The sequence below is a fragment of the Woeseia oceani genome, assembly GCF_001677435.1.
Lineage (GTDB): Bacteria > Pseudomonadota > Gammaproteobacteria > Steroidobacterales > Woeseiaceae > Woeseia > Woeseia oceani.
In genome coordinates, this window is sequence record NZ_CP016268.1 from 1,421,460 (window position 1) to 1,447,046 (window position 25,587).

The window sequence follows — 25,587 nt, forward strand, 5'->3', positions numbered from 1 at the left end:
AACCAACATAGACAGGAATTGCAATGAGTACGATTTACGATGTCAAAGCTGAAGTGGCCGCCGATACCTTGCTCGACAAGGCGGGGTACGAGGCAATGTATCGGGATTCGGTTGCTGACAACGAGGGCTTCTGGAAAAAACAAGCCGCTATTGTTGACTGGATAAAACCCTTTAGCAAAGTAAAGGACGTTTCGTTTGCCCGCGAAGATCTGCACATACGCTGGTACTACGATGGCACGTTAAACGCCTGCTACAACTGTGTTGATCGTCACCTCGCCACCAAAGCAGATGACGTGGCGATCATTTGGGAAGGTGACGACCCACAACGTGATCTCAAGATCACCTACAGAGAATTGCATAAACGCGTTTGTCGGTTTGCCAATGTCCTTAAGAAGCTTGGCGCAAAAAAGGGCGACCGAATAACGCTCTACATGCCGATGATTCCGGAGGCAGCTGTTGCGATGCTGGCCTGTGCACGAATCGGAGCTGTGCACTCAGTCGTATTCGGTGGTTTTTCGCCGGATGCCTTGGCAGGTCGAATTCATGACTGCGAATCAAATATTGTAATCACCGCGGACGAAGGTTTGCGAGGCGCCAAGAAAATCCCTCTGAAGGCCAGCGTGGATGCTGCCGCAGCGCACGAGAGCGTAACGACCCTCGAGAAAGTGCTCGTGGTCCGCAATACCGGTGCAGACATCGAGTGGGACGCTGGTCGTGACCACTGGCTGCACGAAATGGAAGCTGAAGTTGACGATGATTGCCCTTGTGAGGAAATGTCGGCGGAAGACCCGTTGTTTATCCTTTATACCTCGGGGTCGACGGGCAAACCGAAAGGCGTACTGCACACGACGGGTGGTTATCTGGTCTATGCCGCGTTGACACATAAATACGTATTCGACTACAAGCCGGGAGATGTGTATTGGTGCACGGCAGATGTCGGTTGGGTTACGGGACATAGCTATATCGTCTACGGACCACTGGCCAACGGCGCTATCACGCTGATGTTCGAAGGCGTGCCAAATTACCCCAGCGCGTCGCGCTTTTGGGAAGTCTGCGACAAGCACCAGGTCAATATTTGCTACACCGCGCCCACGGCGATCCGCGCGTTGATGCGGGAAGGCGACGCGCCGGTTAAGAAAACATCGCGCGCATCACTGCGCCTGCTCGGGTCAGTGGGTGAGCCCATTAACCCGGAAGCCTGGGAGTGGTATTACCATGTTGTTGGCGATGAGCGCTGCCCGATCGTTGATACCTGGTGGCAGACAGAAACGGGCGGCATCCTGATCAGTCCGTTGCCGGGCGCCACGGCTTTAAAACCCGGTTCGGCTACGCGACCGCTGTTCGGCATTCAACCCGCCATCGTCGACAGTGAAGGTGTCGAACTTGAAGGTGCTGCGGAAGGCAACCTTGTGATCAGCGATTCCTGGCCGGGCCAGATGCGTACGGTGTATGGCGATCATCAGCGATTCGTTGATACTTACTTCGCGACGTTTCCCGGCCGTTATTTTACCGGCGACGGTGCGCGTCGGGATAAAGACGGCGACTACTGGATTACAGGGCGTGTCGACGATGTGCTGAATGTGTCCGGGCATCGTATGGGCACCGCGGAAGTGGAAAGTGCGCTCGTTGCGCATCCGCAGGTGGCCGAGGCCGCTGTCGTTGGCTATCCGCACGACATCAAAGGGCAGGGCATCTATGCCTATGTCACATTGATGGACGGTGTCGCTTCCAGCGATGACCTGCGTTCGGAACTGGTGAAATGGGTTCGCAAGGAAATTGGTCCGATTGCGGCACCCGATCTGATTCAGTGGGCGCCATCGTTACCGAAGACGCGTTCCGGGAAGATCATGCGGCGCATTCTGCGCAAAGTAGCGGAGGATGAGTTCGGCAACCTTGGGGACACGTCGACACTGGCGGACCCTGGTGTTGTGCAGGACCTGATCGACAACCGGATGAATCGCAGCTCAGACTGATCTTCGGGATAGCGTATCCGATAGCAGTGCACGACAGGCTCGTGCACTGCTACTCACGCCGCCAGGCAGCGATCAGGCAGCTTTGCCATCCTTGCGATCAACCCGCTTGTATTCGCCGATGTGCTTCTCGTAAGAACGCACGAATTCTTCGGCAATGTGTTGCGGGAACGGTCCGCTACCACTCTTGGTTATGATGGGGTAGAGCTCGCAATAAAGCTGCCAGTACTTCGGTTTGCCGAACGTGCCCAGCAGTGGCTTGCGACCAAGCGTGCGATCGAAATTGTCCTGCAACTCGTCCGGGTCGAAGCGATCAGCGAATTCTTTGAACGAGGTCACCATCGCCTCGATGACAGCGTCTTGATGGAATTTGAGGTCGCGGCAGACTTCCTTGACGCTGTCAATCGGTCCCAGGTACTCGCCTTCCTTGCCGACCAGTAATTGCTTTATTGAGTCGTTGCAGTTCTCAGCCAGTTTTAACGGATTGTTGTGCCGCGGCAGCACCGTTGTCTGGTCGAGTCGGAACATACTCTTGAGGTTTGCCCGGCTTTCCAGCAGTTCCGATGTGCCGCTGACAAACTCGCGCAGAACCTGGCCGGCGTTTTGCATGATTTCCCGCGGGTCCATGGAGGCGTGTATATCATCCCTGTCAATCCCCGCGCCCTTCAAAAAAGCGGCGAACAGGTCGTCGTCGGCGGCGGCTTGATTGGCGACAGGCTTGGTTCTTGGTGTCGGTTTTGCCGGTGCGGTCGTTACTCGCGGACGTTCGCGTTCCATGCGGGTAGTGCCAAAGAGCGCGGACTGGAAGGCTTCGTCACCGGTGATTTCTTCTTCGTCGAGCAATTGAATGCCCGTACGCATGGGTTCTTCAGGTACCAGCTGGTCTACGTGTTCCGCAACAACTTGCTGGTCGGGTTCCATGGCGAGTGACAAGCTCTCGCCTTCATCAATGCTGACCAGCATCTCGAACTCGCCCATGCGCAGGCGGTCACCGCTGAACAAGCGACGGGGATTGCCTTTGCCGAGCGGCTCATCGGAGTCATTGACGAACAGCCCGTTCGTGCTGATGTCAGCCACGTAATAGGCGCCGTTCTTGTAATCGATAGCGGCGTGCCGGCTGGACACGAAGCGGTCGTTGTCCGGCAGTATCCAGTCGCTTTGCAGGCCACGGCCAATCGTGCCGCCAGTTTCGTTAAACTGTCGTTCGGCGTCGCCGGCCATCAGGCGTCGGTGTTCACTGGTGATTTTGAGTTGTAACGGCATCGTTCGCTTTGATCCCAGTTGTAAGGTCCGAGGGGCGTTATTCGGCCACAGTGCTCGATATCGGCATATTGTGCAGATTGCGGGCTAACCGTGCTGCCGAGCAGTTCACACAAAACAGAGCGAAAACGACGCCGGACGTGGGGTCACTGCCTGGACTGAGCGGGCTTTCAGGGTGGAAAGTGGGCAGGCAAGCGCCGGAATTTTGCGTACACTAGCGCCGGACGTGTGTCCTGAAGATTTACCGGATGTGGTTTAAGTCAATGTCTAAAAAGAGAATTTTCAAGATTGTATTCATGAATCAGGGGCAGGTCTTCGAGATCTATGCGCGCAGCGTGGCGCACGGTGCACTGTTCGGATTCGTCGAAGTCTCTGAGTTGACCTTCGATGAACGCAGTTCGGTCGTGGTGGATCCGGGGCAGGAGAAGATCAAGTCGGAATTTGCCGGCGTGAAATCGACCTATTTGCCCATGCACTCGATCATTCGCATCGACGAGGTGGATAAACAAGGCACCAGCAAGGTGTCGAAGCTCGAGGGCAGCAACGTCGCACAATTCCCGCTGCCGGTGTACACGCCCAGCGGCGACAAGCGCTGATTGAAACCGCAAATATCCGTCACTGGTTCGATACTGGTCGCTCCGGTATCATCGCCAACCTTCCTTCCGCGCTAATTCAAGAGTCCTGTCAGTTTGGCCACAAAACCGTTTGATTCAACGGCAGTGAGCGGTAATTCGCTGCTCCTGTTGCCTGGCCAGAGCGCGTTGTCCGACTTCCGCTTGCAGAAAGCGCTGGCGGCCGTTCGGCAACGAGTGCCCGCGATCACGGCCCTGGCCTCTCGATACAGTTACTTCGTCAACCTGCACCGCGAGCTCAATGCCGGCGAACGATCCCGGCTGGAAGCATTGCTGCTGGCCGACGAACCGTTGGGCGAATTGCCGTCGACCGCGCAAACACTGGTCGTCGCGCCGCGTGCCGGCACCATCTCGCCATGGTCGAGCAAAGCGACGGACATTGCGACGGCGTGTGGTATGGATGCCATCGAGCGCATAGAACGCGGTGTGACATACGCCCTGCAATCGAGTTCGCCGTTGTCGGCTGACGACGTACGGCTGGCGGGCGCCGCACTGATCGATCGTATGACAGAAGGCCTGCTGTTGTCCGAGGACGATGCGGCGGGTTTGTTTATTGCCGGCCAACCTGGCCGCAGAAGTACCGTGCCATTGGCCAGCGATGGCCGTGCGGCACTGGTTGCAGCCAACGTCGCGCTGGGGCTCGCCCTGTCTGACGACGAGATCGATTACCTGCACGAAAACTACACGCGTCTCAATCGTGAACCTAGCGATGCGGAACTGATGATGTTTGCACAGGCAAACTCGGAGCATTGCAGACACAAGATTTTTCGGGCGAGCTGGGTTATCGACGGTGACGAACGTAGTGAACAGCTGTTCGACATGATTCGCAGCACGACCGAGCGTACGCCTGGCGGCGTTCTGTCCGCTTACTCAGATAATGCGGCTGTCATAGAAGGCTGGCGCGGCCAGCGATTGCTGGCGGACCCGATGAGTCGCGAATACGTCCTGAGTGACGAAGATATTCACGTACTCATGAAAGTCGAAACGCACAATCACCCGACAGCAATCTCGCCTTTCCCGGGTGCGGCGACCGGGGCTGGTGGTGAAATTCGTGATGAAGGTGCGACTGGCCTTGGCGCGAAGCCGAAGGCAGGCCTGACAGGCTTCAGCGTGTCGCATTTACGTATTCCCGATTATTCGCAGCCGTGGGAAGACGAGGTCGCACACCCGAAACGTATGGCGACGCCGTTGCAGATCATGCTCGAAGGGCCAGTTGGCGGCGCGGCGTTCAACAATGAATTCGGCCGGCCGAATCTCGCCGGTTACTTCCGTACCTACGAAACCCGATTACCGGGTATGTCCGAAAACGAACGTCACGGCTACCACAAGCCCATCATGATTGCCGGCGGCCTGGGCAATGTACGTGCCGAACATGCGGTAAAAATTGATGTGCCGGTCGGCGCGCGGGTAATCGTCATTGGCGGACCGGCGATGCTGATTGGCTTGGGCGGCGGCGCCGCATCGAGTGTTGCCAGTGGCACCAGCTCGGAAGATCTGGATTACGCCTCCGTGCAACGGGGCAACCCGGAGATGCAACGGCGGGCCCAGGAAGTTATAGACCGCTGCTGGTCGATGGGCAGTGGCAATCCCATACTGCTGATTCACGATGTTGGTGCGGGTGGTTTGTCGAATGCCGTACCCGAAGCGGTCGATCACAGCAAACATGGTGCGCGGATAGACCTGCGCAAGATTCCGAATGCAGAGCCCGGTTTGTCACCGATGGCGATCTGGTGCAACGAAGCGCAGGAACGTTACGTGCTGATCGTCGCTAAAGAGCGCATGAACGAATTTGCAGCATTGTGTGAGCGTGAACGTTGTTTGATGGCTGACATTGGCGAACTGACCAATGACGGGCGACTACTGGTCATCGACAGCGAGTTCGACGAAAGCGTGGTCGATATGCCCATGGAAATGTTGCTTGGCAAAGCGCCGCAAATGACTCGCGACGTCGTGCGATTGCCAGAGATTGATACGCCGCTGGATACCGACGGGATCGAGCTGCGTGTCGCCGTTGAACGTGTGCTGCGTTTCCCGGCTGTTGCCGACAAGTCATTCCTGATTCATATCGGCGACAGGACGGTCGGCGGGCTTAGCGCACGCGACCAGCTGATTGGACCGTGGCAGGTTCCGGTCAGTGACGTCGCAATAACAGCGAGCGGCTTCAGCAGTACGACCGGCGAAGCAATGGCCATGGGTGAGCGTACTCCGCTTGCATCACTAAATGCGCCCGCATCGGGTCGCATGGCGGTCGGCGAAGCGGTTTGCAACATTGCGGCGGCGTCGATAGACAATATTTCAGATATACGCTTGTCCGCGAACTGGATGGCGGCCGCGGGACATCCGGGCGAGGACGCAAGGCTGTTTGATACGGTCAAGGCGGTCGGCCACGAGTTGTGTCGCGATCTCGGAATCGCCATACCAGTCGGCAAAGACTCTTTATCCATGCGGGCCGCGTGGGACGATGAGGGAGGCCAGCACGAAGTTGTGGCACCTGTGTCGTTAATCGTGACCGCTTTCGCGCCTGTCCGTGATATCCGGCGCCAGCTGACGCCACAGCTGCGTGCCATCGACGAGCCGAGCCGCTTGCTGTTGCTCGATCTCGGCGAAGGTGCAAACCGTCTCGGCGGTTCATGTCTGGCACAGGTATTCACTCGACACGGTGGTGCAACGCCAGACCTTGAGCACGCGTCCTTGCTCAAGAACTTCTTTGCAGCCGTGCAACAACTGAACAACGAAGGCTTGATACTGGCCTACCACGACCGTTCCGACGGTGGTCTGTTGGCGAGTGTCTGCGAAATGATGTTTGCCGGCCATCTCGGTGCTGCGCTGCATTTGCCGGGCTCTGAACAGGACCGCCTGCGGCAACTGTTCAACGAAGAACTCGGCGCAGTCTTGCAAATTGCGGACAGCAAGCTTGCGGATGTGATGGGCGTGCTTGAAAGCCACGGTGTCGCATGGGTCGACGTTGGCAGTGTAGAGGCCGACCAGCAGCTGTCCATCTACGCCGATGACGAAGTTGTGCTGCGCATGGACCGCATTGAACTGCACCGGATCTGGTCTGAAACCAGTTTCCGCATGCGGGCGCTGCGTGACAATCCGGAAACGGCCCGGGAAGAATATGACCGCTTGCTGGATCGCGAAGACCCCGGCCTGAACGCCAAGCTGACGTTTGATCCCAGTGACGATATCGCCGCGCCGTTTGTCGGCGGCAACAAGCCACGTGTTGCTGTCTTGCGTGAGCAGGGCGTCAACAGTCAGGGAGAGATGGCGGCGGCATTCTTGCGCGCAGGCTTTGTTGCGGTTGACGTTCACATGAGCGACTTGCTGGAAAGCCGTGACGATCTTGCCAACTACCAGGGTGCGGTTGCTTGCGGTGGCTTCTCGTTCGGCGACGTGCTTGGCGCAGGTGGCGGCTGGGCGCGCTCCATTCTCTATCAGACTGTGTTGCGGGATCAGTTCGCTGAATTCTTTGCGCGAACAGATTCGTTTGCGCTGGGTGTCTGCAATGGTTGTCAGATGCTGTCGCATTTGCGGGAGCTCATTCCCGGTAGTGCGCATTGGCCACTTTTCCTGGGCAATCGCTCCGAGCAGTTCGAGGCGCGACTTAGTCTTGTTGAAGTCGGTGAGTCTTCGTCGATGTTTCTGCAGGACATGCAGGGCAGCCGCTTGCCGATTGTGACGTCTCACGGGGAAGGTCGGGCGGTATTCGCCAGTCAGGCTCAACAGGCGGCAGCAGAGCCGCTCATAGCTTTGCGTTACGTTGACAACTACGGCTTACCGGCGGAGCGCTATCCGGCCAATCCCAATGGTTCCGTGGGCGGTGTTTGCGGGTTTGCGAATGCTGATGGTCGCGTCACGATCATGATGCCGCACCCGGAACGCGTTGCGCGCACGGTGCAGCATTCATGGCATCCGTCAGAGTGGGGCGAAGATGGGCCGTGGTTGCGAATGTTTCGTACAGTACGGCGTACGCTCGGCTGACTCAGAGCGTTGTCGGTCGCCGGCTCACTCTGACTCCAGCGCGCCGCCGTTACTTTCCTGCACAAAGAACCGACGCACCTTGATCGCGCGTGTGAGTTTGCCGCGCCGGACAAAGCACTGGTAGAACATGTCTTTCATGACTTCCAGCAATACCCCGGCCTGGGCGCGGTTCAATAAAGGCAATTCTTCCTCTGAGCTTGCGGCGAACAGGGTTTTCTTTATTGGTGCGAAGGAATCATCGTCAATTTCAGCGATTCGTTGCGCTTCCATAACTTCGTCGAATGCCCGCAACTTGCCATCTTTACCCATTGTTTCGAACGCGCTCGCGCCGGCACGTCGGCACATGGATGCGAACGCATTGAAGTTGCTGTGCGTGTAACAGGACAGCGCTTCGCGAAAAAGCACCTCTGTTTGTTTGGGCAAATACGAAAACGGGAAGCGTTCTTTCGGGCGCTCCAGTTCCACGAAGTTCTGAAATAGTTCGACATTGTCATCGTTGTATTCTTTTACCGCAAAGCGCAGAAATACCGGCGCATTGCAGGCATCACAACGGTACACGAGCCCGACATGCTTGGGTTTCTCAGCCAGCAAGGTCGCTACGTTGGGTACCGACTGTGGCGACATGTGCGAGTACACGTTGCAGTAGGGGCATTCGAGTCCGAACTGTTCGCTGGATTGCTGTAGCAGTCCGCGATCACGCGCAAGGGTTATGCTCATTGTTTCTTCTGCTTGCGCCGTCGGCTGGGCCGTGGCAATGGAGCCAGTATAGCGGCAGATTGACCGTTAACCGCAAAGCATTTGGACATAATCCGCTTAAGTTTCAGTTTGCTGCTGTGGCCGCCAGCGACCTAGCGCGCGCTCAGCGGCAACGTTGGCCGGGCGGGCGATCAAGGCATCCCGGCTCAGACTGATGTCGTAGCGGGCGCCGTCTGCCATTGGCACGTATGTGGCTGTGCCGTAATAAGCATCGACGCCGGGCAGCAGCAGCGGGTAGCGTCTGGCAAGTTTCCACAAGTCAGCAGGGTTCTCGTCAGACAGCTGATGGACCGTCCGATGTTCATTGCGTTCACGATCAATTGACGTATAACGGCCGCTGAGACGTTCCAGTCGATAGATCGGGTCCAGGCCGAAAATGGTCACGGGCGGCTGCCAGTTGATCAACCGCGCGTCGATCTGCCATTCGTCGCCGCGCAGCTCGAACAGGCGATCCTGCTCGTTGACTATCATCAGCCGTGCCTGGTATGTATCCGGCCCGGTCGCCCGAAATTCGATGCTGGAAATGATCTGTTCGGCCGTCAGTCGCTCATAGCTGAAATAGCTGAAAGTCAGCAAGATTGCCGTCGCGGCAATCGAGGCGGATATCAGGCAGCTGATGCAGGAGCTGCTCGCGCGTAACAGTCGCCCGTGACGCGTGCAGCGTACCGTTCGACCGAAAAACAACACTGCCAATAATGTAAATATTGCGGTGGTTGCGAGCAGGGCATTCATGGCATCTCCGGCCGCCGATCAATCAGGCATCAAGTCGGCGGTATTTGATTCGGTGCGGTTGCGCTGCATCAGAGCCGAGACGTTTCTTGCGATCCTCTTCGTACTCTGTGTAGTTGCCCGCGTACCACGTTACCTGACTGTCACCTTCAAACGCGAGTATGTGTGTAGCGATTCGATCGAGGAACCAGCGATCATGCGAAATAACGATTGCAGAGCCGGGGAATTCCAGCAGCGCCTCTTCCAGCGCACGCAAGGTTTCGACGTCCAGATCATTGGTAGGTTCATCAAGCAGCAACAGGTTGCCACCAGCCTTCAGCATTTTGGCGAGATGCACGCGATTTCGTTCACCGCCGGATAACAAACCGATTTTCTTTTGCTGATCACCACCGCGAAAATTGAATCGGCCAACGTACGCGCGGGATGGCGTTTCATACTTGCCGACCTGGATGATGTCCTGACCTTCGGATATCTCTTCCCACACCGTCTTGTTGTCGTCAAGGCTGTCGCGAGATTGATCAACGCTGGCGATGGTGACGCTTTCACCGATACGAATAGAACCGGAGTCCGGTTCCTGTGTGCCCGTAATCATGCGAAACAGTGTTGTCTTACCGGCGCCGTTGGGCCCGATGATGCCGGCAATGCCGCCGGCAGGCAGCGAGAAACTCAAGCCGTCCATCAGCAGTTTCTCACCAAACGCTTTGCGTACGTTGTCAGCGTCTATGACCACGTCACCCAGTCGCGGACCGGGCGGGATGTAGATTTCGTTGGTTTCGTTACGCTGCTGATAATTGCTGGAGGATAACTCGGCGAACTGTCGCAAACGCGCTTTCGACTTGGCCTGTCGCCCCTTGGGATTGGAGCGTACCCACTCGAGCTCGGATTGCATGGCTTTGCGGCGGGCTTTCTCACCCGCTTCTTCATTGGCAAGACGTTGCTCTTTTTGTTCAAGCCAGGACGAGTAGTTGCCTTCCCAGGGGATGCCGTGGCCGCGATCAAGTTCGAGGATCCAGCCGGCGACGTTGTCCAGGAAGTAGCGATCGTGGGTCACGGCAATGACCGTGCCGGGGTATTCTTCGAGGAAGCGTTCGAGCCAGGCTACTGATTCAGCATCAAGGTGGTTGGTTGGCTCGTCGAGCAGCAACATGTCGGGCTCCGAAAGGAGCAAGCGGCACAGGGCGACACGGCGACGTTCGCCACCGGATAGCTTGGTGACATCGGCATCCCACGGTGGCAGGCGCAATGCATCGGCGGCGACGTCGAGTTTTCGGTCGAGTTCCCAGCCACCGGCGGCTTCGATCTGGTCCTGCAGTTTGCCCTGTTCTTCGAGCAACGCGTTCATTTCGTCGTCGCTCATCGGTTCGGCAAACTTCATGCTGATATCGTTGAATCGATCCAGCAACGCTTTGACTTCCCCGACGCCTTCTTCGACATTGCCGCGCACGTCCTTCTCAGGGTCGAGCTCGGGCTCCTGCGGCAGGTAGCCTATGTTGATGCCTGGCTGCGGCCGGGCTTCACCTTCGAATTCCTTGTCGAGGCCCGCCATGATGCGCAGTAAAGTCGACTTGCCTGAGCCGTTCAGGCCGAGTACACCGATCTTCGCGCCAGGATAGAAGCTGAGGGAAATATCACGAATGATAAAGCGTTTCGGTGGCACAACCTTAGCCACCCGGTTCATTGTGTATATATACTGCGCCATGCCAATTCTTCAAAAAATAAAGTTGCCGCATTATCCGGTAAGCGGCAGCAATAGAAAACACCTGACCTGAATGAGTGCCAGCCACGTGATTGCCAAACCTGTGTACGTGTACAAAGGTCAGCTGCTCGCCGCCTATGGCTTTGGTAGCGATCACCCCTTTGGTACAGACCGCCATGATGTCTTTCATCGGGCATTAACCGCCGCGACGCTCGGAAATCGCCTGCATTTCGCGGACCCTGCGACAGCGAACCCCGAGCAATTGGCGCTGTTTCACAGTGATGAATACATACGGCACGTAGAGCGAATGTCCGAACAGGGCAGCGGCTTTCTGGATCACGGTGACACGCCGGTCGTACCGGGAATCTACGAGGCGGCGCTCACGGTTGTCGGTACGACGCTCGCCGCAACCGATGCGATCATGGCCGGCGACACCAGCAGGGCCTTCGTGCCTATTGCCGGTTTGCATCACGCATCGCGACTGGGGGCTGCTGGCTTCTGCGTATTCAACGATTGCGGCATTGCGATCGAATACCTGCGAAAGGAGTACGGCATCCGTCGAATCGCTTACGTGGATATCGACGCGCACCACGGTGACGGCGTTTACTACGGATTCGAAGACGACCCGGAACTGGTTTTTGCCGATACCCACGAGGATGGCCGCTTTTTGTACCCTGGCACCGGGGCTGCCTGCGAGACCGGTAAGGGTGAGGCGACAGGCCGCAAACTCAATATTCCATTGCCAATGAACGCCGGTGACGAGGAATTTTTCGAGGCCTGGGAGCGCATTGTGGCGCTGCTGCATGAGATGCAGCCCGAGTTCATCATATTGCAGGCGGGTGCCGACGGGCTGGACGGCGACCCGATCACCCACCTCCGGTTTACCCAGGCCGTGCATCGACGCGCTACTGCGGACCTCTGCCGGATCGCCGATCGTTATGCCAGCGGTCGCTTGCTGGCTACTGGCGGCGGTGGCTACAACCGCAGCAACCTTGGCCGAGCCTGGACAGCCGTGGTCAAGGCAATGGTCGAGACGGAATAGCGCAACAGCACCCGGCGCGGGCCAAGGATTGTGTACAATTGCCGCTCTTTTCCGCTGGCCTGGCCACTGTAGCCGGGCTTGCGGTGTTCGTTTCCGCCGCTCGCTCTACTGGAGATTCGTTGTATGTTCGTTGAGACCGCCTCAATCGAGGAATTTGATGCTGATCTGTACGCTGCCATCGTTGCCGAAGCTCGCCGTCAGGAAGAGCACATTGAACTGATAGCCTCGGAAAATTACACCAGCCCGAGGGTGATGGAAGCGCAAGGTTCGGTGCTGACGAACAAATACGCGGAAGGTTACCCCGGCAAGCGATATTACGGTGGCTGTGAATACGTTGACGTCGCGGAGCAGCTGGCGATAGACCGGGCGAAGACCTTGTTCGGTGCCGATTACGCGAACGTGCAGCCGCATTCCGGCTCGCAGGCAAACGCGGCGGTTTGTCTGGCCTTGCTCAATGCCGGCGACACGATTCTTGGTATGAGTTTGTCGGACGGTGGTCATTTGACCCACGGTTCACCCGTGAATTATTCGGGCAAGCTGTTCAACGCGGTGCAATACGGCGTGGTCGCTGAAACCGGACTGGTGGACTACGATCAGGTCGAAGCGCTGGCCAAGGAGCACAAGCCGAAAATGATCATTGCCGGGTTCTCTGCGTATTCGCGGGTGATGGACTGGCAGCGTTTTCGCGATATCGCTGACAGCGTTGGTGCGTGGCTGATGGTCGATATGGCACACGTCGCCGGTCTGGTAGCCGCTGGCCTGTACCCGAACCCGGTGCCGATTGCCGACGTTGTCACGACAACGACCCACAAGACTTTGCGCGGGCCGCGTGGTGGTCTGATCCTTGCAAAGCGCAACGACGAGATCACTAAAAAATTCAACTCGCTGGTATTTCCGGGCACGCAGGGTGGCCCGCTGATGCACGTCATTGCCGGCAAGGCTGTTGCGCTGCTGGAAGCCATGAGTGACGACTTCAAGGCCTATCAGCAACAGGTCATCGACAATGCACGGAGCATGGCGGCGACCCTGACCGAACGCGGCTACCAGATAATCTCGGGCGGTACTGACAATCACCTGATGCTGGTCAGTCTGATCAAGCAGGACATTACGGGTAAAGACGCGGATGCGGCGCTGGGTCGCGCCAACATCACGGTTAACAAGAATACGGTTCCCAATGATCCGCGTTCGCCGTTTGTGACCAGTGGCCTGCGCCTCGGTACGCCGGCAATTACCACGCGTGGTTTCGGCGTTGATGAGACCCGCGAACTCAGCAACTGGATTGCCGACGTACTGGATGATATTGGCAATGAAGCGACCATCGATCGCGTGCGTGGGCAGGTGCTGGAACTCTGCAAACGTTTCCCCGTTTACGGCTGAATCAGCACTTCCTTTTGAGGCGCCATGTACTGTCCGTTCTGCAGCCACGAAGAGACCAAGGTGATAGATTCGCGACTGGCTGCGGACGGCCGGCAAATCAGGCGGCGTCGCCAGTGCCTCGACTGCAACGAGCGCTTTACGACTTTTGAGAGTGCGGAGCTCGTCATGCCGCGGCTGGCGAAATCCGATGGCCGCCGCGAGCCATTCGATGAAGAGAAAATGCGCAGCAGTATGCACCGTGCCCTGGAGAAGCGGCCGGTTCCGTCGGACGATTTTGAGCAGGCCGTCGGCCGTCTCGTGCATCGGCTGCGGACCATGGGCGAACGGGAAGTGCCGTCGCGGCTGGTGGGCGAACTCGTCATGGAAGAATTGCGCGAGCTGGATGAAGTGGCATACGTGCGGTTCGCGTCTGTTTACCGCAGCTTCCAGGACGTAACGGAGTTCCAGGAGGAAATTCGGCGTTTGCAGGAAATTTCAGACGCGACCGCGGCTCGCGAACAGATGTCGCTGTTGCCGGAGCTGCTGGATACTCCAAAGAAGCGCTGAGCGGCAGCGATCACCGACATGACTGACTTCACTCAACAGGATTTCCGTTGCATGGCGCGTGCCTTGCAACTCGCGCGGCGTGGCGAATTCACCGCCCGGCCGAATCCCATGGTGGGATGTGTGCTGGCAGTTGGCGAGGAAATTATCGGCGAGGGCTGGCACGCGGAAGCCGGCGGGCCGCACGCTGAGGCGGCGGCACTGCTAGCTGCTGCTGATCGAGCACGCGGTGCAACCGCGTACGTGACGCTTGAGCCGTGCGCGCATACCGGCCGCACCGGGCCTTGTGCGGATGCATTGATCAGGGCCGGCGTCAAACGGGTGGTTGCGGCTGTGCAGGACCCGTTTCCAGCGGTGGCCGGTCAGGGATTCGCGAAATTGCGTGCTGCGGGCATGGCAGTCGACGTGGGGCTTATGCAGGACGCGGCGCGTGATTTGAATCGCGGCTTCTTGTCGCGCATCGAACGCGGCCGCCCCTTTGTGCGTTTGAAAATGGCGTCCAGCATTGACGGCGCCACGGCCATGACCGACGGCACCAGCCAGTGGATCACTGGCGCCGCAGCGCGTCACGATGTGCAGCGGTTGCGCGCTTTGTCGGGCGCTGTCTTGACCGGCGCCGGGACGGCCAGGGCGGACGACCCGCAACTGACTGTGCGGGATACCTTCCCCGGCGGGCGGCAGCCGTTGCGGGTGCTGCTCGATAGTCGCCTGACGGTCGAGCAGCGGGCCAGGATGCTGCAGGATGGCACGGCGACACTCGTATTCTGCGTCGACGACAGTGACAGGGAGCGCTTCGCCGCGACCAATGCGGAAATCGTCAAAGTGGCCGCTAAAGATGGAAGGCCATCGCTACCGGCTGTCTTAGAAGAACTGGCTTCCCGGCAGGTGAACGATTTGCTGGTCGAGGCCGGTCCGACCCTCGCCGGCAGTTTGCTCATGGCCGATCTGGTGGACGAACTTGTTATCTATCAGGCCGCCCATATCATGGGTAGTCAAACCAGGGGTCTGGTCGTAACGCCTGACTGGACAGAACTTCTGGACCGCTTGCCGCTCCGGATCACGGATCGGCGGGTCGTCGGTAGCGATTTTCGCATTACGGCCGAACCTGCAGCACGGCCTGCACACACTGGAAACTGACTGAATGTTTACCGGCATCATTAAAGCCACCGGCCAGATCGCGGATTTGCAACCACGTGGCGGCGACCTGCGATTGCGGGTCAGCGCACCCGGCCTGCCATGGCAGGAGTACACACTGGGCGACAGTATTGCGGTGAATGGCGTGTGCCTCACGGCGGTGACCCTGGAGGCGGATGGATTTTCGGCCGACGTATCGAACGAAACGCTGAAGGTAACCACGTTGTCGGCCTTGCGGCGCGGTAGCCGGGTGAACCTGGAACCTGCGCTGGCGCTGGGAGAGCGCCTCGGCGGCCACATGGTCAGTGGTCACGTCGACGGTATCGGGAAGATTCATTCGCGCAGCAACGACGCGCGTGCAGTGCGCTTCGAGGTCGCGGTGCCCACGGAACTTGGCCGCTACATCGCGCAAAAAGGTTCGGTAGCCGTCGATGGCGTCAGCCTGACTGTCAATGCGGTCAGCGGCGAATTGTTCGCGGTAACTATCATTCCGCATACCATAGATGAGACCATTATCGGCGATTACCGCGTTGGTACCCCGGTCAACATCGAAGTCGACATGATGGCGCGTTACCTCGAGCGCCTGCTGGGCTCCGATGGCAAAATTTCCGAAGATTTCTTGAAGGCACATGGCTATGGCTGACAATACAACTCCGCATCCGGCTGCCGCCGGTATATCGTTTTCACCGATCGAAGAGATTGTTGCTGATATTCGCGACGGCAAAATGGTCATCATGGTGGACGATGAGAACCGCGAGAACGAAGGCGATCTGCTGATGGCTGCTGAGAAAGTGCGGCCGGAGGACATTAACTACATGGCGCGTTATGGCCGTGGACTCATTTGCCTCACGTTAACCCGGGAGCGTTGCAAGCAACTGCGTTTGCCGTTGATGGTTGACGACACTGACTTGCATCATGCGACCAATTTCACGATTTCGATCGAAGCGGCAGAAGGCATAACCACTGGCATCTCGGCGCACGATCGTGCGCGCACCGTGCGCGCGGCGGTGGCGGCCGGAGCCAAAGCGGAAGACCTGCGTCAACCCGGGCATATTTTTCCGGTGATGGCACAGCCAGGCGGCGTATTGACCCGTGCGGGGCACACTGAAGCGGGCTGTGATCTGGCCCGCCTTGCCGGGCTGGAGCCAGCCGCCACGATCGTGGAGATTCTGAATGAGGACGGCAGCATGGCGCGACGCCCGGACCTCGAAAAGTTCGCCCGTCTGCACAACGTGAAAATCGGTACGATTGCCGACCTTATCCGCTACCGGCTTGAGAAAGAACAGTTCATTGACCGGATTGCCGAGCAAAACGTGACGACGGCGCACGGCGAGTTCAAATTGTACTGCTACGATGACCGAGTTAACCGCACTGTGCACCTGGCATTGGTGAAGGGCGACCTCAGTCAGACCAGTGATCCGCTCGTTCGCGTGCAGATACAGGATACGTTGGGGGATGTGCTGGGCGTGGTCAATTCACGTCTCGGCTGGCCGGTCAACGATGCTATCGAACGCATATCCCGGGAACCGGCTGGCGTGGTCATCGTATTGCGCGAGCAGGAGTCGTCTCGTGAATTGATGGAAGCGGTCAGTGAGTTGGCCAAACCCGATGACGAGTTGCGCAGCAAGCGCAGCGGAGAGGCAGTGCTGCGAACTTACGGTGTTGGTGCGCAGATACTGCGCGATCTGGGCGTCAACAGCATGCGCGTTCTGTCAGCGCCGAAACAAATGCAGGCGATCTCAGGGTTTGATCTCGAGATCACGGAATACGTAGAAAAATAGAAGGAATTTGGCAGCCCGGCGCACAATTTCAGGTCAACTTGCGCGGCCCCGGAACAACAATTATGGACAAGATAAAATCAACCGAAGGCGATTTGTTAGCGCGCGATATGCGCTTTACGATCGTTGCGGCACGCTTTAACGACTTCATCGTCGAATCTCTGATTAAAGGTGCATTGTCGTGTTTGCGACGGCACGGCGCGGTGGATTCGGATATCGACATCGTGCGTGTGCCCGGCGCGTTTGAAATGCCGCTGGCTGTCGAGACGGTGGCCAAAGCGCGGCGTTGTGATGCAATTATTGCGTTAGGTGCTGTTATACGTGGCGGCACGCCGCACTTTGACTATGTCTCTGGTGAATGCATTAGCGGCATTGCACGGGCAGGTCAAAACCATTCCATGCCGATTGGTTTCGGTGTGTTAACGGTGGACAGTATCGAGCAAGCTATCGAGCGGGCCGGCACCAAGGCTGGCAACAAGGGCGAAGAGGCAACGCTGGCGGTAATCGAGATGGTCAGTTTATTGCGCAAGCTGTCCTGATTTGCGTGGCAACAACACTCTAATGGATATAGCAACATGAGCAAGGCGCCAGGTCGCCGGGGACGAGCGCGCGAGCTGGTTGTGCAGGCCCTGTACCAAATGCAAATCAGCGGACATGACCGCAATGAGTTATTGCGTCAGTTTCATGAGCGGCCCGAGTTTGCGCGCGTTGAGGCCGAGTTCTTCGACGAAGCAGTGTTGACCGTTTGCGAGCAGCAGGCAGCATTCGAAGAAACAATTTCAGCGTATTCCGACCGCCCGGTTGTGCAGCTGGATCCTGTCGAGCGCGCGATACTGTTGTTGGGTATGTTCGAGCTGACATCGCGAATTGATATTCCGTATCGGGTGGTTATCAACGAATCGGTTAATCTCAGCAAGCGTTTTGGCGCGGTTGATGGCCACAAGTTCATCAATGCATTGCTCGATCGGGCAGCACCGGATCTGCGCGCAGCCGAAGCTCGCAAACCCTGAATCCAAAAGTGGTGGCCGTCATGGCGATCGATGAGTTCGAGCTGATAGACCGTTACTTTTGTCGCGAGACGGGTGCGGGTGTCGTGCTCGGTATCGGGGACGATGGCGCGCTGCTCGACGTGCCGTCAGGCCAGCAACTGGTAGCCGTTGTTGACACCAGTGTTGCCGGCGTACATTTTCCCTCCGGTCTTGATCCTGCTGACATAGGTTACCGGTCGGTCGCGGTTAACCTGTCCGACCTGGCAGCGATGGGGGCGAAACCCGCCTGGATGACGCTGGCGCTGACGTTGCCTGCATCGGAACCGGCGTGGCTGGAAGCGTTCGCAAATGGCTTGTTTGTTGCGGCGGATGAACACGGTGTCGCCCTCGTGGGTGGTGACACGACCCGCGGCAGCCAAATAGTGGTCAGCGTCCAGTTGCTTGGTTTGCTGCCTGCCAACACCGGCCTGCTGCGCAGCGGCTGTCAACCCGGGGATGGCATTTATGTCAGCGGAACACTGGGCGATGCGGCCGCCGGTTTGTCGTTGATACAGCAGGCCGCAGCGGAAAATGAGCTGACGGCACGGTTTCGTCGGCCCAGCGCCCGAGTGCAGCTTGGGCAGGCCGTCAACGGGATCGCCAGCGCCGGCATTGATATTTCGGACGGATTGTTTGCGGACCTGCAACGCATTGTCGTCGCATCCGGCGTCGGCGCAACGATTGAACGAAGTCTGTTGCCGGTATCGGCGGCATTGGTCGACTTCGCCGGTGAAGAGTCGGCCAGGCGCTTCGCGCTGGAAGGCGGCGACGATTACGAACTGTGCCTTACAGTGCCTGTGGCAAAGGATGCGGAGTTTCGCCAGGTTGCCGCCGGGCTCGGCGTTGCCGTTACCCGCATCGGTTCGGCGGACAATGTTGCGGGCCTGCGCCTGACTGACGGTGGTCGTGTCGTTGAATATTCCAGTGCCGGCTACCGGCATTTCTCCAGTCAGGACACCGCCCAACATGACTGACCAACCATCGCTTGCCCGCACCGTCATGACCGACCCTGTGCACTTTCTGGCCTTCGGTTTCGGTTCGGGTCTGGCACCGAAAGCGCCCGGCACGGCAGGCTCTGTGGCCGGGATACTGGTGGCATGGGCCTTTTTGCCATTGCCCATGACCCTGCGCCTTGCGGTCGGCGTCCTGATAGCACTGGTCGGTATCTGGATATGCGGCGAATCGGCGCGACGAATTGGCGTGCACGACCATCCCGGTATCGTCTGGGATGAGATTGCCGGTATTTATTTGACGCTGCTGGTCGTTCCCGCCCAAATCACTTGGTGGTTGGCCGCTTTTGGCCTGTTTCGCTTGTTCGACATCTGGAAGCCCTGGCCGATTCGGGACCTGGATCACAGACTGCACGGGGGGCTCGGAATTATGCTTGATGACCTCGCAGCTGCCCTGTATGCCGCACTCGTGCTCGTATTCAGTGGTTGGCTTATGTCATGAAAAAGACGGAACTCTATGACTGGCAAAGTCACCCCGCTAAAGCGCCCCAGCAATGTGCCGGCGAAGATTGGCAAGTACGTCATCATCAACAAGGTGGGGCAGGGTAGCACCGGGGTCGTCTATCTCTCGCATGACCCTTACTACCGCCGCGATGTTGCGATCAAGGTATACAACATCGAGGAAGATGCTGACGCCGATCGCGCGCGCGTTTCCCGCAAGATGTTCTTTAACGAAGCGCACATGGTTGGCATGTTGCAGCACCCGAACATCCTGCCAATCTACGATGCCGGCGAAGAAGACGGCAAATACTACGTAGTCACAGAACACATTCAGGGGGCACGCACGCTCTCCGCCTATTGCCGTCCCGATAACTTGCTGCGTGTCGACGATGTGGTAGAGATAGTCTACAAGTGCGCCAAAGCACTGCACTACGCGCACGGCCGCGGCGTTATTCATCGTGACATCAAGCCAAGTAACATTATGCTGACGATCGACAACGACGTTCGCATCATCGATTTCGGCATTGCGATCTGCAACGACTCGGAAGTGTCGCGCATTGAAGGCATCGCCGGTTCACCCAGCTACATGTCGCCCGAACAAGTGCAGTCTGAAGAGCTGACATCCCGTTCGGACATTTACTCTCTCGGCGCGGTCTTGTACGAGCTGTTGACCGGGTTCCGCCCGTTCCGGGCAGACAACCTGTCGAAGTTACTGCACCAGATCGTTTACGCGACGCCGCCGCCGATACATACCTATCGCCCGGATCTGCCTGAAGAGCTGGAAAATGTCGTCGCGATGACCATGCACAAAGAGGCAGCCAAACGTTGCGCGAGTGGCAATGCGCTCGCCGCGGATCTGACGCGCGTTTATCAGGACCTGCGAGCCAAGTACGACAGCCTCGACAATCAGGAACATTTTGATCTACTGCGTGCTTTGACATTCTTCCACGAGTTTTCTCACGCTGAAATCTGGGAAGTGCTGCGTGCCAGTGACTGGCATGAGTACAAGGACGAAGAAGACATCGTACGCGAAGGCGAGATGGACGATCGTTTCTATATCATTGTTGCCGGGCAGGCGTCAGTCGAAGCCAACCACAAGAAACTTGGGGTACTGGAGGCAGGCGATTGTTTCGGCGAAACCAGCTACGTGCGCGGTGCCAAGCGAACAGCTTCCATTCGAGCCACAGGCGCAGTGACAATATTGCGGGTCAGTTCGACCCTGATGGAGCAGGTATCGGCATCCTGCCAGCTACGCTTCAACAAGGTATTCCTACGCTCCCTGATCACCCGTTTGCAGGGTGATGGAAACGCCGAAACCTCCTGAGTCTCTGGTGCGACTAATCGTCGCTGTCGAATTCCTGCAGAACCGACTCGCCACCAGCGCTTTTCAGCAATATTTCGACCCGCTGTTCGGCGTCTTTCAGCGCTGATTGACAGTTGCGTGTCAATTTCACTCCCTGCTCGAATTTCTGCATGGCTTTCTCGAGCGGCAGGTCGCCGCTTTCCAGCTCTTTTACCAGCGTTTCGAGCTGTTCCAGCGATTTTTCAAGGTCGATTTCTTTCTTGGCGCTCATGGAATTCCTGTCAGGCGTTGTGCGGATTCGGCTGTACGCTACCCTTGCAAGTGAGCACCGTCAACGAGACCTTTGGGCTGCGTTGACAACATCCGTGCCCGCGCATAAAGTGAGTCTCCGATTAGACTTAGTCTAAATTGTTTTGGTACGAGTACGTTGGAGAGGAACAATCATGTCTTTGAAAGGCAGCAAAACCGAGGGCAACCTGAAAGAAGCGTTTGCCGGCGAATCACAGGCTAACCGCCGTTATCTGTACTTTGCAGCAAAAGCGGATGTCGAAGGTTACAACGATGTCGCGGCCGTATTCCGCTCAACGGCAGAGGGTGAAACCGGGCATGCGCACGGTCATCTGGAATACCTTGAGGAAGTAGGTGACCCCGCTACGGGTCTGCCGATCGGTGCAACGGCCGACAACCTCAAATCAGCCATTGCCGGCGAAACGCACGAGTACACGGACATGTACCCGGGTATGGCGAAAGCCGCTCGCGAAGAAGATTTCGACGAAATCGCCGACTGGTTCGAGACACTGTCCAAAGCCGAGCGTTCGCACGCCAATCGCTTCCAGAAGGCACTGGACGCATTGGACGATTGATGTACTGGCCGTGACTGCCCGGTGTTGCCGGGCAGTCCGGTTTCTGCGGCCGCCCGTTCTGGAATTTCCCTATGAGTAACAACGGCGACAGGCGCGAGGGCAGTCTCGAAGCCCCGACGCGGCATCCGCTGGCCTGGCAAACGGACGAGTTCTACGACCAGCAGGCGCTGGATACAGAGCTCGAACGGGTTTTCGACATCTGCCACGGTTGCCGGCGCTGTTTCAATCTGTGTAACGCTTTCCCAACTCTGTTTGATGCTATCGACGCCTCGGACAGCATGGAGGTGGATGGCGTCCCGAAGGAAGTCTATTGGGACGTCGTGGATAACTGCTATCTCTGCGACATGTGTTACATGAGCAAATGTCCGTACGTGCCGCCGCACGAATGGAACGTCGATTTTCCGCACCTGATGTTGCGTGCCAAAGCCAGCCGTTTTCGTGAGCAGGGTGCAAGCAAGCGCGACCGCATACTCAGTTCCACTGACAAGGTAGGGCGATTTGCCGGTATTCCTGTCGTTGTGCAGACGGTAAACGCCAGCGCACGTAACAAGACCGCGCGCAAATTGCTGGAGAAAACGCTCGGTGTGCATCATGCCGCGCCATTGCCCGCTTACCATTCGCGCACGGCCCGCAAACGTCTGAAATCGCATCTCGAAGTGAAAGGTGATTCCGCCATTGCCGCAGGGGAAACCACTGGCAAGGTGGTCCTGTTCACAACCTGTTACGGCAACCGCAATATGCCGGCTCTTGCCGAAGACCTGGTTGCCGTGTTCGAACACAACGGCATAGCCGTCGCGCTGGCCGAGCAGGAAGTTTGTTGTGGCATGCCCAAACTGGAGTTGGGTGACTTACAGGCAGTCGCGAAGGCGAAAGAGAAGAACATCCCGGTATTGGCCGATTGGGTCGAACGCGGCTGGGATATCGTCACACCCATTCCGTCGTGCACGCTCATGTTCAAACAGGAGCTGCCACTTATGTACCCGGAAGACGATTCCGTCAGCAAAGTTCGCAATGCGATGTACGATCCTTTTGAGTACTTGATGCTGCGGCACAAGCACGGCCAGTTGAAAACCGACTTCAAGAATTCACTGGGAACGATTGCCTACCAGGTCGCTTGCCATTTGCGGGTGCAGAATATTGGTCTGAAGACCCGCGATGTACTGGCGATGGCACCTGATACAGAAGTGCAGGCCATTGAGCGTTGTTCCGGCCACGACGGTACCTACGCTGTAAAAAAAGAGTTTCACGAAATCTCCAAGAAAATTGCCCGGCCAGTGGTCAATAAGGTCAAGAAGGCGGCGCCGCAGCACTTTGCCAGTGACTGTCCGATGGCGGCCGACCAAATTGCACAGAGTCTGGATGACAACAGTGCAGAGCATCCACTCGCTTTACTGCGCCAGGCTTACGGAATCTGATTCATGCAAAAGCTAAGCAAAGATCAACTGTACAGCCTTGAAAAATATGCTGAAGTTCGTCCGCAATTTCGCAACGAAGTACTCGCTCACAAGCGCAACCGTCGCCTGGAGCTTGGCACTAATGCGACTTTGTATTTCGAAGACCGCATCACCGTGCAGTATCAGATTCAGGAGATGCTGCGGATCGAGCGCATATTTGAGGCGGCGGGTATCAATGAGGAACTGGATGCCTACAATCCTTTGATACCGGATGGCAGCAACTGGAAAGCGACCTTTATGATTGAGTTCCCCGATGTGGATGAGCGTCGGGCAATGTTGAAACAATTGATCGGCATCGAAAATCGGGTCTGGATGCAGATCGGAACGGGGGATTTGATTCGACCGATCGCCAACGAAGACTTGCCGCGTTCAACGGACGAGAAAACCTCGGCAGTGCATTTCATGCGTTTCGAGTTGTCAGCTGCCGATGTCGCTGGCCTGAAAGCCGGTGGCGAACTGGCTGCCGGGATCGATCATGAGAATTACCAGGTGGAGGTGCGGCCAGTGCCCGCCAACGTTCGGCAGTCATTGCTCAATGACCTCGCTTGAGTGAACGAGTGCCCGGGAAGAATTTCGCTGCGTACGAACTTCCAGCCAGAGGGTGGTTCTTGAGGTTGATTCCTCGGCCGTAAATCACTCAGACAAGCCTTCCATAAATCAGTAAACTGTCCCCGGATTTTTCCTTGCGGCGTTCCAGATCTAATGAGTAAACGATACGATGCGGCGGACATCGAGGTCCTTAGCGGCCTTGAACCGGTACGCCGGCGGCCCGGTATGTACACCGATACTTCGCGGCCCAATCATCTGGCCCATGAAGTTATCGACAACAGCGTTGACGAGGCGCTGGCAGGTCATTGCAAGAAAATTGAGGTGACCCTCCACGAGGACGGCTCGCTCGAAGTCAGCGACGATGGCCGCGGCATGCCAGTTGATATTCACCCCAAAGAGAAAATACCGGGGGTCGAACTGATTCTTACCCGGCTGCATGCCGGCGGTAAGTTCAACAAGGACAACTACCAGTATTCTGGCGGACTGCATGGCGTCGGCGTTTCCGTTGTCAATGCATTGTCCAAGAACCTCGAAGTCTGGATTCGACGTGGCGGCAAGGAATACAACCTCAGTTTCGCCGATGGCAAAAAGCGCGGCAAACTGGAAGTTGTAGGTACCGTTGGCAAGGCGAACACGGGGACAACGCTGCGATTCTGGCCGGATCCGAAGTACTTCGATTCCCCCAAGATCTCCGTCAGCAAGCTCAAGCATGCGCTGAAGGCGAAGGCGGTACTTTGTCCGGGGCTGACGGTCCGCCTGACCATCGAAAAGCCGGAAGAAAAGCTGGAGTGGTGCTACTCCGGCGGTCTGGAAGAATACTTGCTGGAAGCGATAGACAGCAGCGAGTTTCTGCCGTCGGAGCCTTTTGCCGGCAGCATGACCGGTAAACACGAGGCGGTGGACTGGGCGCTGGTCTGGTTGACGGGAGAGGGTCAGCCGGTAGCGGAAAGTTACGTAAATCTGATTCCGACAGCGCAGGGCGGCACTCATGTCGCCGGACTCCGGACCGGATTGACCAACGCATTGCGGGCTTTTTGCGAGTTTCGTGGTTTGTTGCCGCGCGGCGTCAGTTTGGCTCCGGAAGACGTGTGGGACGGTCTGTCTTTCGTACTCAGTACCAAGCTGGAGGATCCGCAGTTTTCGGGGCAGACCAAAGAACGCCTGTCGTCGCGCGAATCCGCGGCGTTCGTCACGGGTATCGTCAAAGACAGCTTTTCGTTGTGGCTGAATCAGCACCCGGAGAGTGGCGACCTGATTGCGCAACAGGCGATCAGCAAAGCCCAAAAGCGTCTGAAAGCCGCGAAAAAAGTTGTGCGCAAGAAGATCGTTTCAGGGCCCGCGCTGCCTGGCAAACTGGCCGACTGCACATCGCAGGAGCCGGAGCTCTGCGAATTGTTCCTGGTAGAGGGCGACTCTGCCGGCGGTTCAGCCAAACAGGCGCGTGACCGGAATACTCAGGCAATCATGCCGCTGCGCGGCAAGATTCTGAATACCTGGGAAGTCGATGCCGCCGAAATACTGGGTTCGCAGGAAGTACACGACATCAGCGTTGCGTTGGGCGTAGATCCGGCCACGCCGGATATTTCTGGCTTGCGTTATCACAAAGTGTGCATTCTGGCCGATGCTGACTCCGACGGTTTGCACATTGCAACCTTATTGTGCGCGTTGTTTCTGCGGCACTTTCCCAAGCTGGTTACCGCGGGGCATGTGTATGTCGCCATGCCGCCGTTGTACCGCATCGATATCGGCAAAGATGTTTTCTATGCACTGGACGAGCCGGAACGTCAGGGCATCCTCGACCGGATCGAAGCTGAAGGTCGCCGTGGCAAACTTAGCGTTACGCGCTTCAAAGGTCTGGGCGAGATGAGTCCGGGCCAACTGCGGGAAACAACCATGCACCGCGATACGCGCAGACTGGTGCAGCTGACTATCGACGAAAAAGAAAGTACAGACCAGCTAATGGATATGCTGCTGGCCAAGAAGCGTTCGGCAGATCGCCGTACCTGGCTTGAGACAAAAGGCAACCTGGCGGAGGTCTGAG

The 25,587-nt window shown here is 57.5% G+C and carries 23 protein-coding genes; 18 read left to right on the forward strand and 5 right to left on the reverse strand.

Annotated elements, in window-relative coordinates; translation table 11 throughout:
* The first annotated feature begins 23 nt into the window (after positions 1–23).
* The gene (gene acs, locus BA177_RS06265) at positions 24–1,973 is read left to right on the forward strand and encodes an acetate--CoA ligase (RefSeq protein WP_068614300.1); all 1,950 of its coding nucleotides are present in this window, start codon (positions 24–26) and stop codon (positions 1,971–1,973) included.
* A 72-nt stretch (positions 1,974–2,045) separates the two neighbouring features.
* Here the strand turns inward: acs and tagH are convergent, their stop codons facing one another.
* Entirely contained in the window at positions 2,046–3,233 is a 1,188-nt protein-coding gene (gene tagH, locus BA177_RS06270; RefSeq protein ID WP_068614302.1) for a type VI secretion system-associated FHA domain protein TagH, read from the reverse strand.
* Positions 3,234–3,493: 260 nt separating this feature from the next.
* On the opposite strand from tagH, the gene BA177_RS06275 reads away from it, so the two are divergent.
* Entirely contained in the window at positions 3,494–3,826 is a 333-nt protein-coding gene (locus BA177_RS06275; protein ID WP_068614305.1) for a DUF1820 family protein, read from the forward strand.
* 123 nt (positions 3,827–3,949) lie between these two features.
* A complete protein-coding gene (purL, locus tag BA177_RS06280) occupies positions 3,950–7,843 on the forward strand; it encodes a phosphoribosylformylglycinamidine synthase (RefSeq protein ID WP_330385151.1) in 3,894 nt (1,297 codons plus the stop codon).
* A gap of 24 nt (positions 7,844–7,867) precedes the next feature.
* Here the strand turns inward: purL and BA177_RS06285 are convergent, their stop codons facing one another.
* The 3 genes from BA177_RS06285 to ettA all read right to left on the reverse strand — a co-directional run bounded on the left by BA177_RS06285 (position 7,868) and on the right by ettA (position 11,027).
* Positions 7,868–8,560, reverse strand: a complete 693-nt coding sequence (locus BA177_RS06285) for a hypothetical protein (RefSeq protein WP_068614308.1) — start codon at positions 8,558–8,560, stop codon at positions 7,868–7,870.
* 96 nt (positions 8,561–8,656) lie between these two features.
* Entirely contained in the window at positions 8,657–9,331 is a 675-nt protein-coding gene (locus BA177_RS06290; RefSeq protein ID WP_068614310.1) for a hypothetical protein, read from the reverse strand.
* Positions 9,332–9,353: 22 nt separating this feature from the next.
* A complete protein-coding gene (gene ettA / locus BA177_RS06295) occupies positions 9,354–11,027 on the reverse strand; it encodes an energy-dependent translational throttle protein EttA (RefSeq protein WP_068614313.1) in 1,674 nt (557 codons plus the stop codon).
* Positions 11,028–11,097: 70 nt separating this feature from the next.
* On the opposite strand from ettA, the gene BA177_RS06300 reads away from it, so the two are divergent.
* The 11 genes from BA177_RS06300 (at position 11,098) to BA177_RS06350 (ending at position 20,701) form a co-directional block, all read left to right on the forward strand.
* Positions 11,098–12,066: an arginase family protein gene (locus BA177_RS06300; RefSeq protein ID WP_231892493.1), complete on the forward strand. Its 969-nt coding sequence runs from the start codon at positions 11,098–11,100 to the stop codon at positions 12,064–12,066.
* Between the two features lie 123 nt (positions 12,067–12,189).
* Positions 12,190–13,443, forward strand: coding sequence for a serine hydroxymethyltransferase (glyA, locus tag BA177_RS06305; RefSeq protein ID WP_068614316.1), 1,254 nt, complete (start codon positions 12,190–12,192; stop codon positions 13,441–13,443).
* A 24-nt stretch (positions 13,444–13,467) separates the two neighbouring features.
* A complete protein-coding gene (gene nrdR / locus BA177_RS06310; protein ID WP_082989913.1) occupies positions 13,468–13,989 on the forward strand; it encodes a transcriptional regulator NrdR in 522 nt (173 codons plus the stop codon).
* Positions 13,990–14,007: 18 nt separating this feature from the next.
* The gene (gene ribD / locus BA177_RS06315) at positions 14,008–15,123 is read left to right on the forward strand and encodes a bifunctional diaminohydroxyphosphoribosylaminopyrimidine deaminase/5-amino-6-(5-phosphoribosylamino)uracil reductase RibD (RefSeq protein WP_068614319.1); all 1,116 of its coding nucleotides are present in this window, start codon (positions 14,008–14,010) and stop codon (positions 15,121–15,123) included.
* Positions 15,124–15,127: 4 nt separating this feature from the next.
* Complete coding sequence (locus BA177_RS06320) at positions 15,128–15,763, forward strand: riboflavin synthase (RefSeq protein ID WP_068614322.1); 636 nt, start codon at positions 15,128–15,130, stop codon at positions 15,761–15,763.
* Positions 15,764–15,794: 31 nt separating this feature from the next.
* The gene (gene ribBA / locus BA177_RS06325; RefSeq protein ID WP_068618999.1) at positions 15,795–16,901 is read left to right on the forward strand and encodes a bifunctional 3,4-dihydroxy-2-butanone-4-phosphate synthase/GTP cyclohydrolase II; all 1,107 of its coding nucleotides are present in this window, start codon (positions 15,795–15,797) and stop codon (positions 16,899–16,901) included.
* A 62-nt stretch (positions 16,902–16,963) separates the two neighbouring features.
* Positions 16,964–17,437: a 6,7-dimethyl-8-ribityllumazine synthase gene (gene ribH, locus BA177_RS06330; RefSeq protein ID WP_068614325.1), complete on the forward strand. Its 474-nt coding sequence runs from the start codon at positions 16,964–16,966 to the stop codon at positions 17,435–17,437.
* 36 nt (positions 17,438–17,473) lie between these two features.
* Positions 17,474–17,908 carry a transcription antitermination factor NusB gene (gene nusB, locus BA177_RS06335; protein WP_068614328.1) on the forward strand — a complete coding sequence of 145 codons (435 nt, stop codon included), beginning with the start codon at positions 17,474–17,476 and terminating at the stop codon, positions 17,906–17,908.
* 20 nt (positions 17,909–17,928) lie between these two features.
* Positions 17,929–18,900: a thiamine-phosphate kinase gene (gene thiL, locus BA177_RS06340; protein WP_068619001.1), complete on the forward strand. Its 972-nt coding sequence runs from the start codon at positions 17,929–17,931 to the stop codon at positions 18,898–18,900.
* Positions 18,893–19,378, forward strand: a complete 486-nt coding sequence (locus BA177_RS06345; protein WP_068614330.1) for a phosphatidylglycerophosphatase A family protein — start codon at positions 18,893–18,895, stop codon at positions 19,376–19,378. Before thiL ends, BA177_RS06345 begins: the two co-directional genes overlap by 8 nt.
* A 15-nt stretch (positions 19,379–19,393) precedes the next feature.
* Positions 19,394–20,701 carry a serine/threonine-protein kinase gene (locus BA177_RS06350; protein ID WP_068614333.1) on the forward strand — a complete coding sequence of 436 codons (1,308 nt, stop codon included), beginning with the start codon at positions 19,394–19,396 and terminating at the stop codon, positions 20,699–20,701.
* Positions 20,702–20,714: 13 nt separating this feature from the next.
* Here BA177_RS06350 and BA177_RS06355 read toward each other — a convergent pair whose 3' ends face one another.
* Complete coding sequence (locus BA177_RS06355; RefSeq protein ID WP_068614337.1) at positions 20,715–20,951, reverse strand: exodeoxyribonuclease VII small subunit; 237 nt, start codon at positions 20,949–20,951, stop codon at positions 20,715–20,717.
* Between the two features lie 172 nt (positions 20,952–21,123).
* Here BA177_RS06355 and BA177_RS06360 point away from each other — a divergent pair, with 172 nt between their 5' ends.
* The 4 genes from BA177_RS06360 to parE all read left to right on the forward strand — a co-directional run bounded on the left by BA177_RS06360 (position 21,124) and on the right by parE (position 25,586).
* Entirely contained in the window at positions 21,124–21,543 is a 420-nt protein-coding gene (locus tag BA177_RS06360) for a rubrerythrin family protein (protein ID WP_068614340.1), read from the forward strand.
* 71 nt (positions 21,544–21,614) lie between these two features.
* The gene (locus BA177_RS06365) at positions 21,615–22,958 is read left to right on the forward strand and encodes a heterodisulfide reductase-related iron-sulfur binding cluster (protein WP_068614343.1); all 1,344 of its coding nucleotides are present in this window, start codon (positions 21,615–21,617) and stop codon (positions 22,956–22,958) included.
* A gap of 3 nt (positions 22,959–22,961) precedes the next feature.
* Positions 22,962–23,546, forward strand: a complete 585-nt coding sequence (locus BA177_RS06370; protein WP_068614344.1) for a DUF3501 family protein — start codon at positions 22,962–22,964, stop codon at positions 23,544–23,546.
* Between the two features lie 153 nt (positions 23,547–23,699).
* A complete protein-coding gene (parE, locus tag BA177_RS06375; RefSeq protein WP_068614347.1) occupies positions 23,700–25,586 on the forward strand; it encodes a DNA topoisomerase IV subunit B in 1,887 nt (628 codons plus the stop codon).
* The last annotated feature ends 1 nt before the right edge of the window (position 25,587 follow it).

What these genes read in the sequence shown, in the direction of transcription:
- BA177_RS06355 (WP_068614337.1), bottom strand. Translation starts at nt 20,951, where the DNA reads ATGAGCGCCAAGAAAGAAATCGACCTTGAAAAATCGCTGGAACAGCTC.
- ettA (WP_068614313.1), bottom strand. Translation starts at nt 11,027, where the DNA reads ATGGCGCAGTATATATACACAATGAACCGGGTGGCTAAGGTTGTGCCA.
- tagH (WP_068614302.1), bottom strand. Translation starts at nt 3,233, where the DNA reads ATGCCGTTACAACTCAAAATCACCAGTGAACACCGACGCCTGATGGCC.
- ribH (WP_068614325.1), top strand. Translation starts at nt 16,964, where the DNA reads ATGGACAAGATAAAATCAACCGAAGGCGATTTGTTAGCGCGCGATATG.
- nusB (WP_068614328.1), top strand. Translation starts at nt 17,474, where the DNA reads ATGAGCAAGGCGCCAGGTCGCCGGGGACGAGCGCGCGAGCTGGTTGTG.
- BA177_RS06365 (WP_068614343.1), top strand. Translation starts at nt 21,615, where the DNA reads ATGAGTAACAACGGCGACAGGCGCGAGGGCAGTCTCGAAGCCCCGACG.
- BA177_RS06370 (WP_068614344.1), top strand. Translation starts at nt 22,962, where the DNA reads ATGCAAAAGCTAAGCAAAGATCAACTGTACAGCCTTGAAAAATATGCT.
- BA177_RS06360 (WP_068614340.1), top strand. Translation starts at nt 21,124, where the DNA reads ATGTCTTTGAAAGGCAGCAAAACCGAGGGCAACCTGAAAGAAGCGTTT.
- BA177_RS06320 (WP_068614322.1), top strand. Translation starts at nt 15,128, where the DNA reads ATGTTTACCGGCATCATTAAAGCCACCGGCCAGATCGCGGATTTGCAA.
- BA177_RS06350 (WP_068614333.1), top strand. Translation starts at nt 19,394, where the DNA reads ATGACTGGCAAAGTCACCCCGCTAAAGCGCCCCAGCAATGTGCCGGCG.
- acs (WP_068614300.1), top strand. Translation starts at nt 24, where the DNA reads ATGAGTACGATTTACGATGTCAAAGCTGAAGTGGCCGCCGATACCTTG.
- ribD (WP_068614319.1), top strand. Translation starts at nt 14,008, where the DNA reads ATGACTGACTTCACTCAACAGGATTTCCGTTGCATGGCGCGTGCCTTG.
- BA177_RS06300 (WP_231892493.1), top strand. Translation starts at nt 11,098, where the DNA reads ATGAGTGCCAGCCACGTGATTGCCAAACCTGTGTACGTGTACAAAGGT.
- thiL (WP_068619001.1), top strand. Translation starts at nt 17,929, where the DNA reads ATGGCGATCGATGAGTTCGAGCTGATAGACCGTTACTTTTGTCGCGAG.
- parE (WP_068614347.1), top strand. Translation starts at nt 23,700, where the DNA reads ATGAGTAAACGATACGATGCGGCGGACATCGAGGTCCTTAGCGGCCTT.
- nrdR (WP_082989913.1), top strand. Translation starts at nt 13,468, where the DNA reads ATGTACTGTCCGTTCTGCAGCCACGAAGAGACCAAGGTGATAGATTCG.
- glyA (WP_068614316.1), top strand. Translation starts at nt 12,190, where the DNA reads ATGTTCGTTGAGACCGCCTCAATCGAGGAATTTGATGCTGATCTGTAC.
- BA177_RS06285 (WP_068614308.1), bottom strand. Translation starts at nt 8,560, where the DNA reads ATGAGCATAACCCTTGCGCGTGATCGCGGACTGCTACAGCAATCCAGC.
- BA177_RS06275 (WP_068614305.1), top strand. Translation starts at nt 3,494, where the DNA reads ATGTCTAAAAAGAGAATTTTCAAGATTGTATTCATGAATCAGGGGCAG.
- BA177_RS06290 (WP_068614310.1), bottom strand. Translation starts at nt 9,331, where the DNA reads ATGAATGCCCTGCTCGCAACCACCGCAATATTTACATTATTGGCAGTG.
- BA177_RS06345 (WP_068614330.1), top strand. Translation starts at nt 18,893, where the DNA reads ATGACTGACCAACCATCGCTTGCCCGCACCGTCATGACCGACCCTGTG.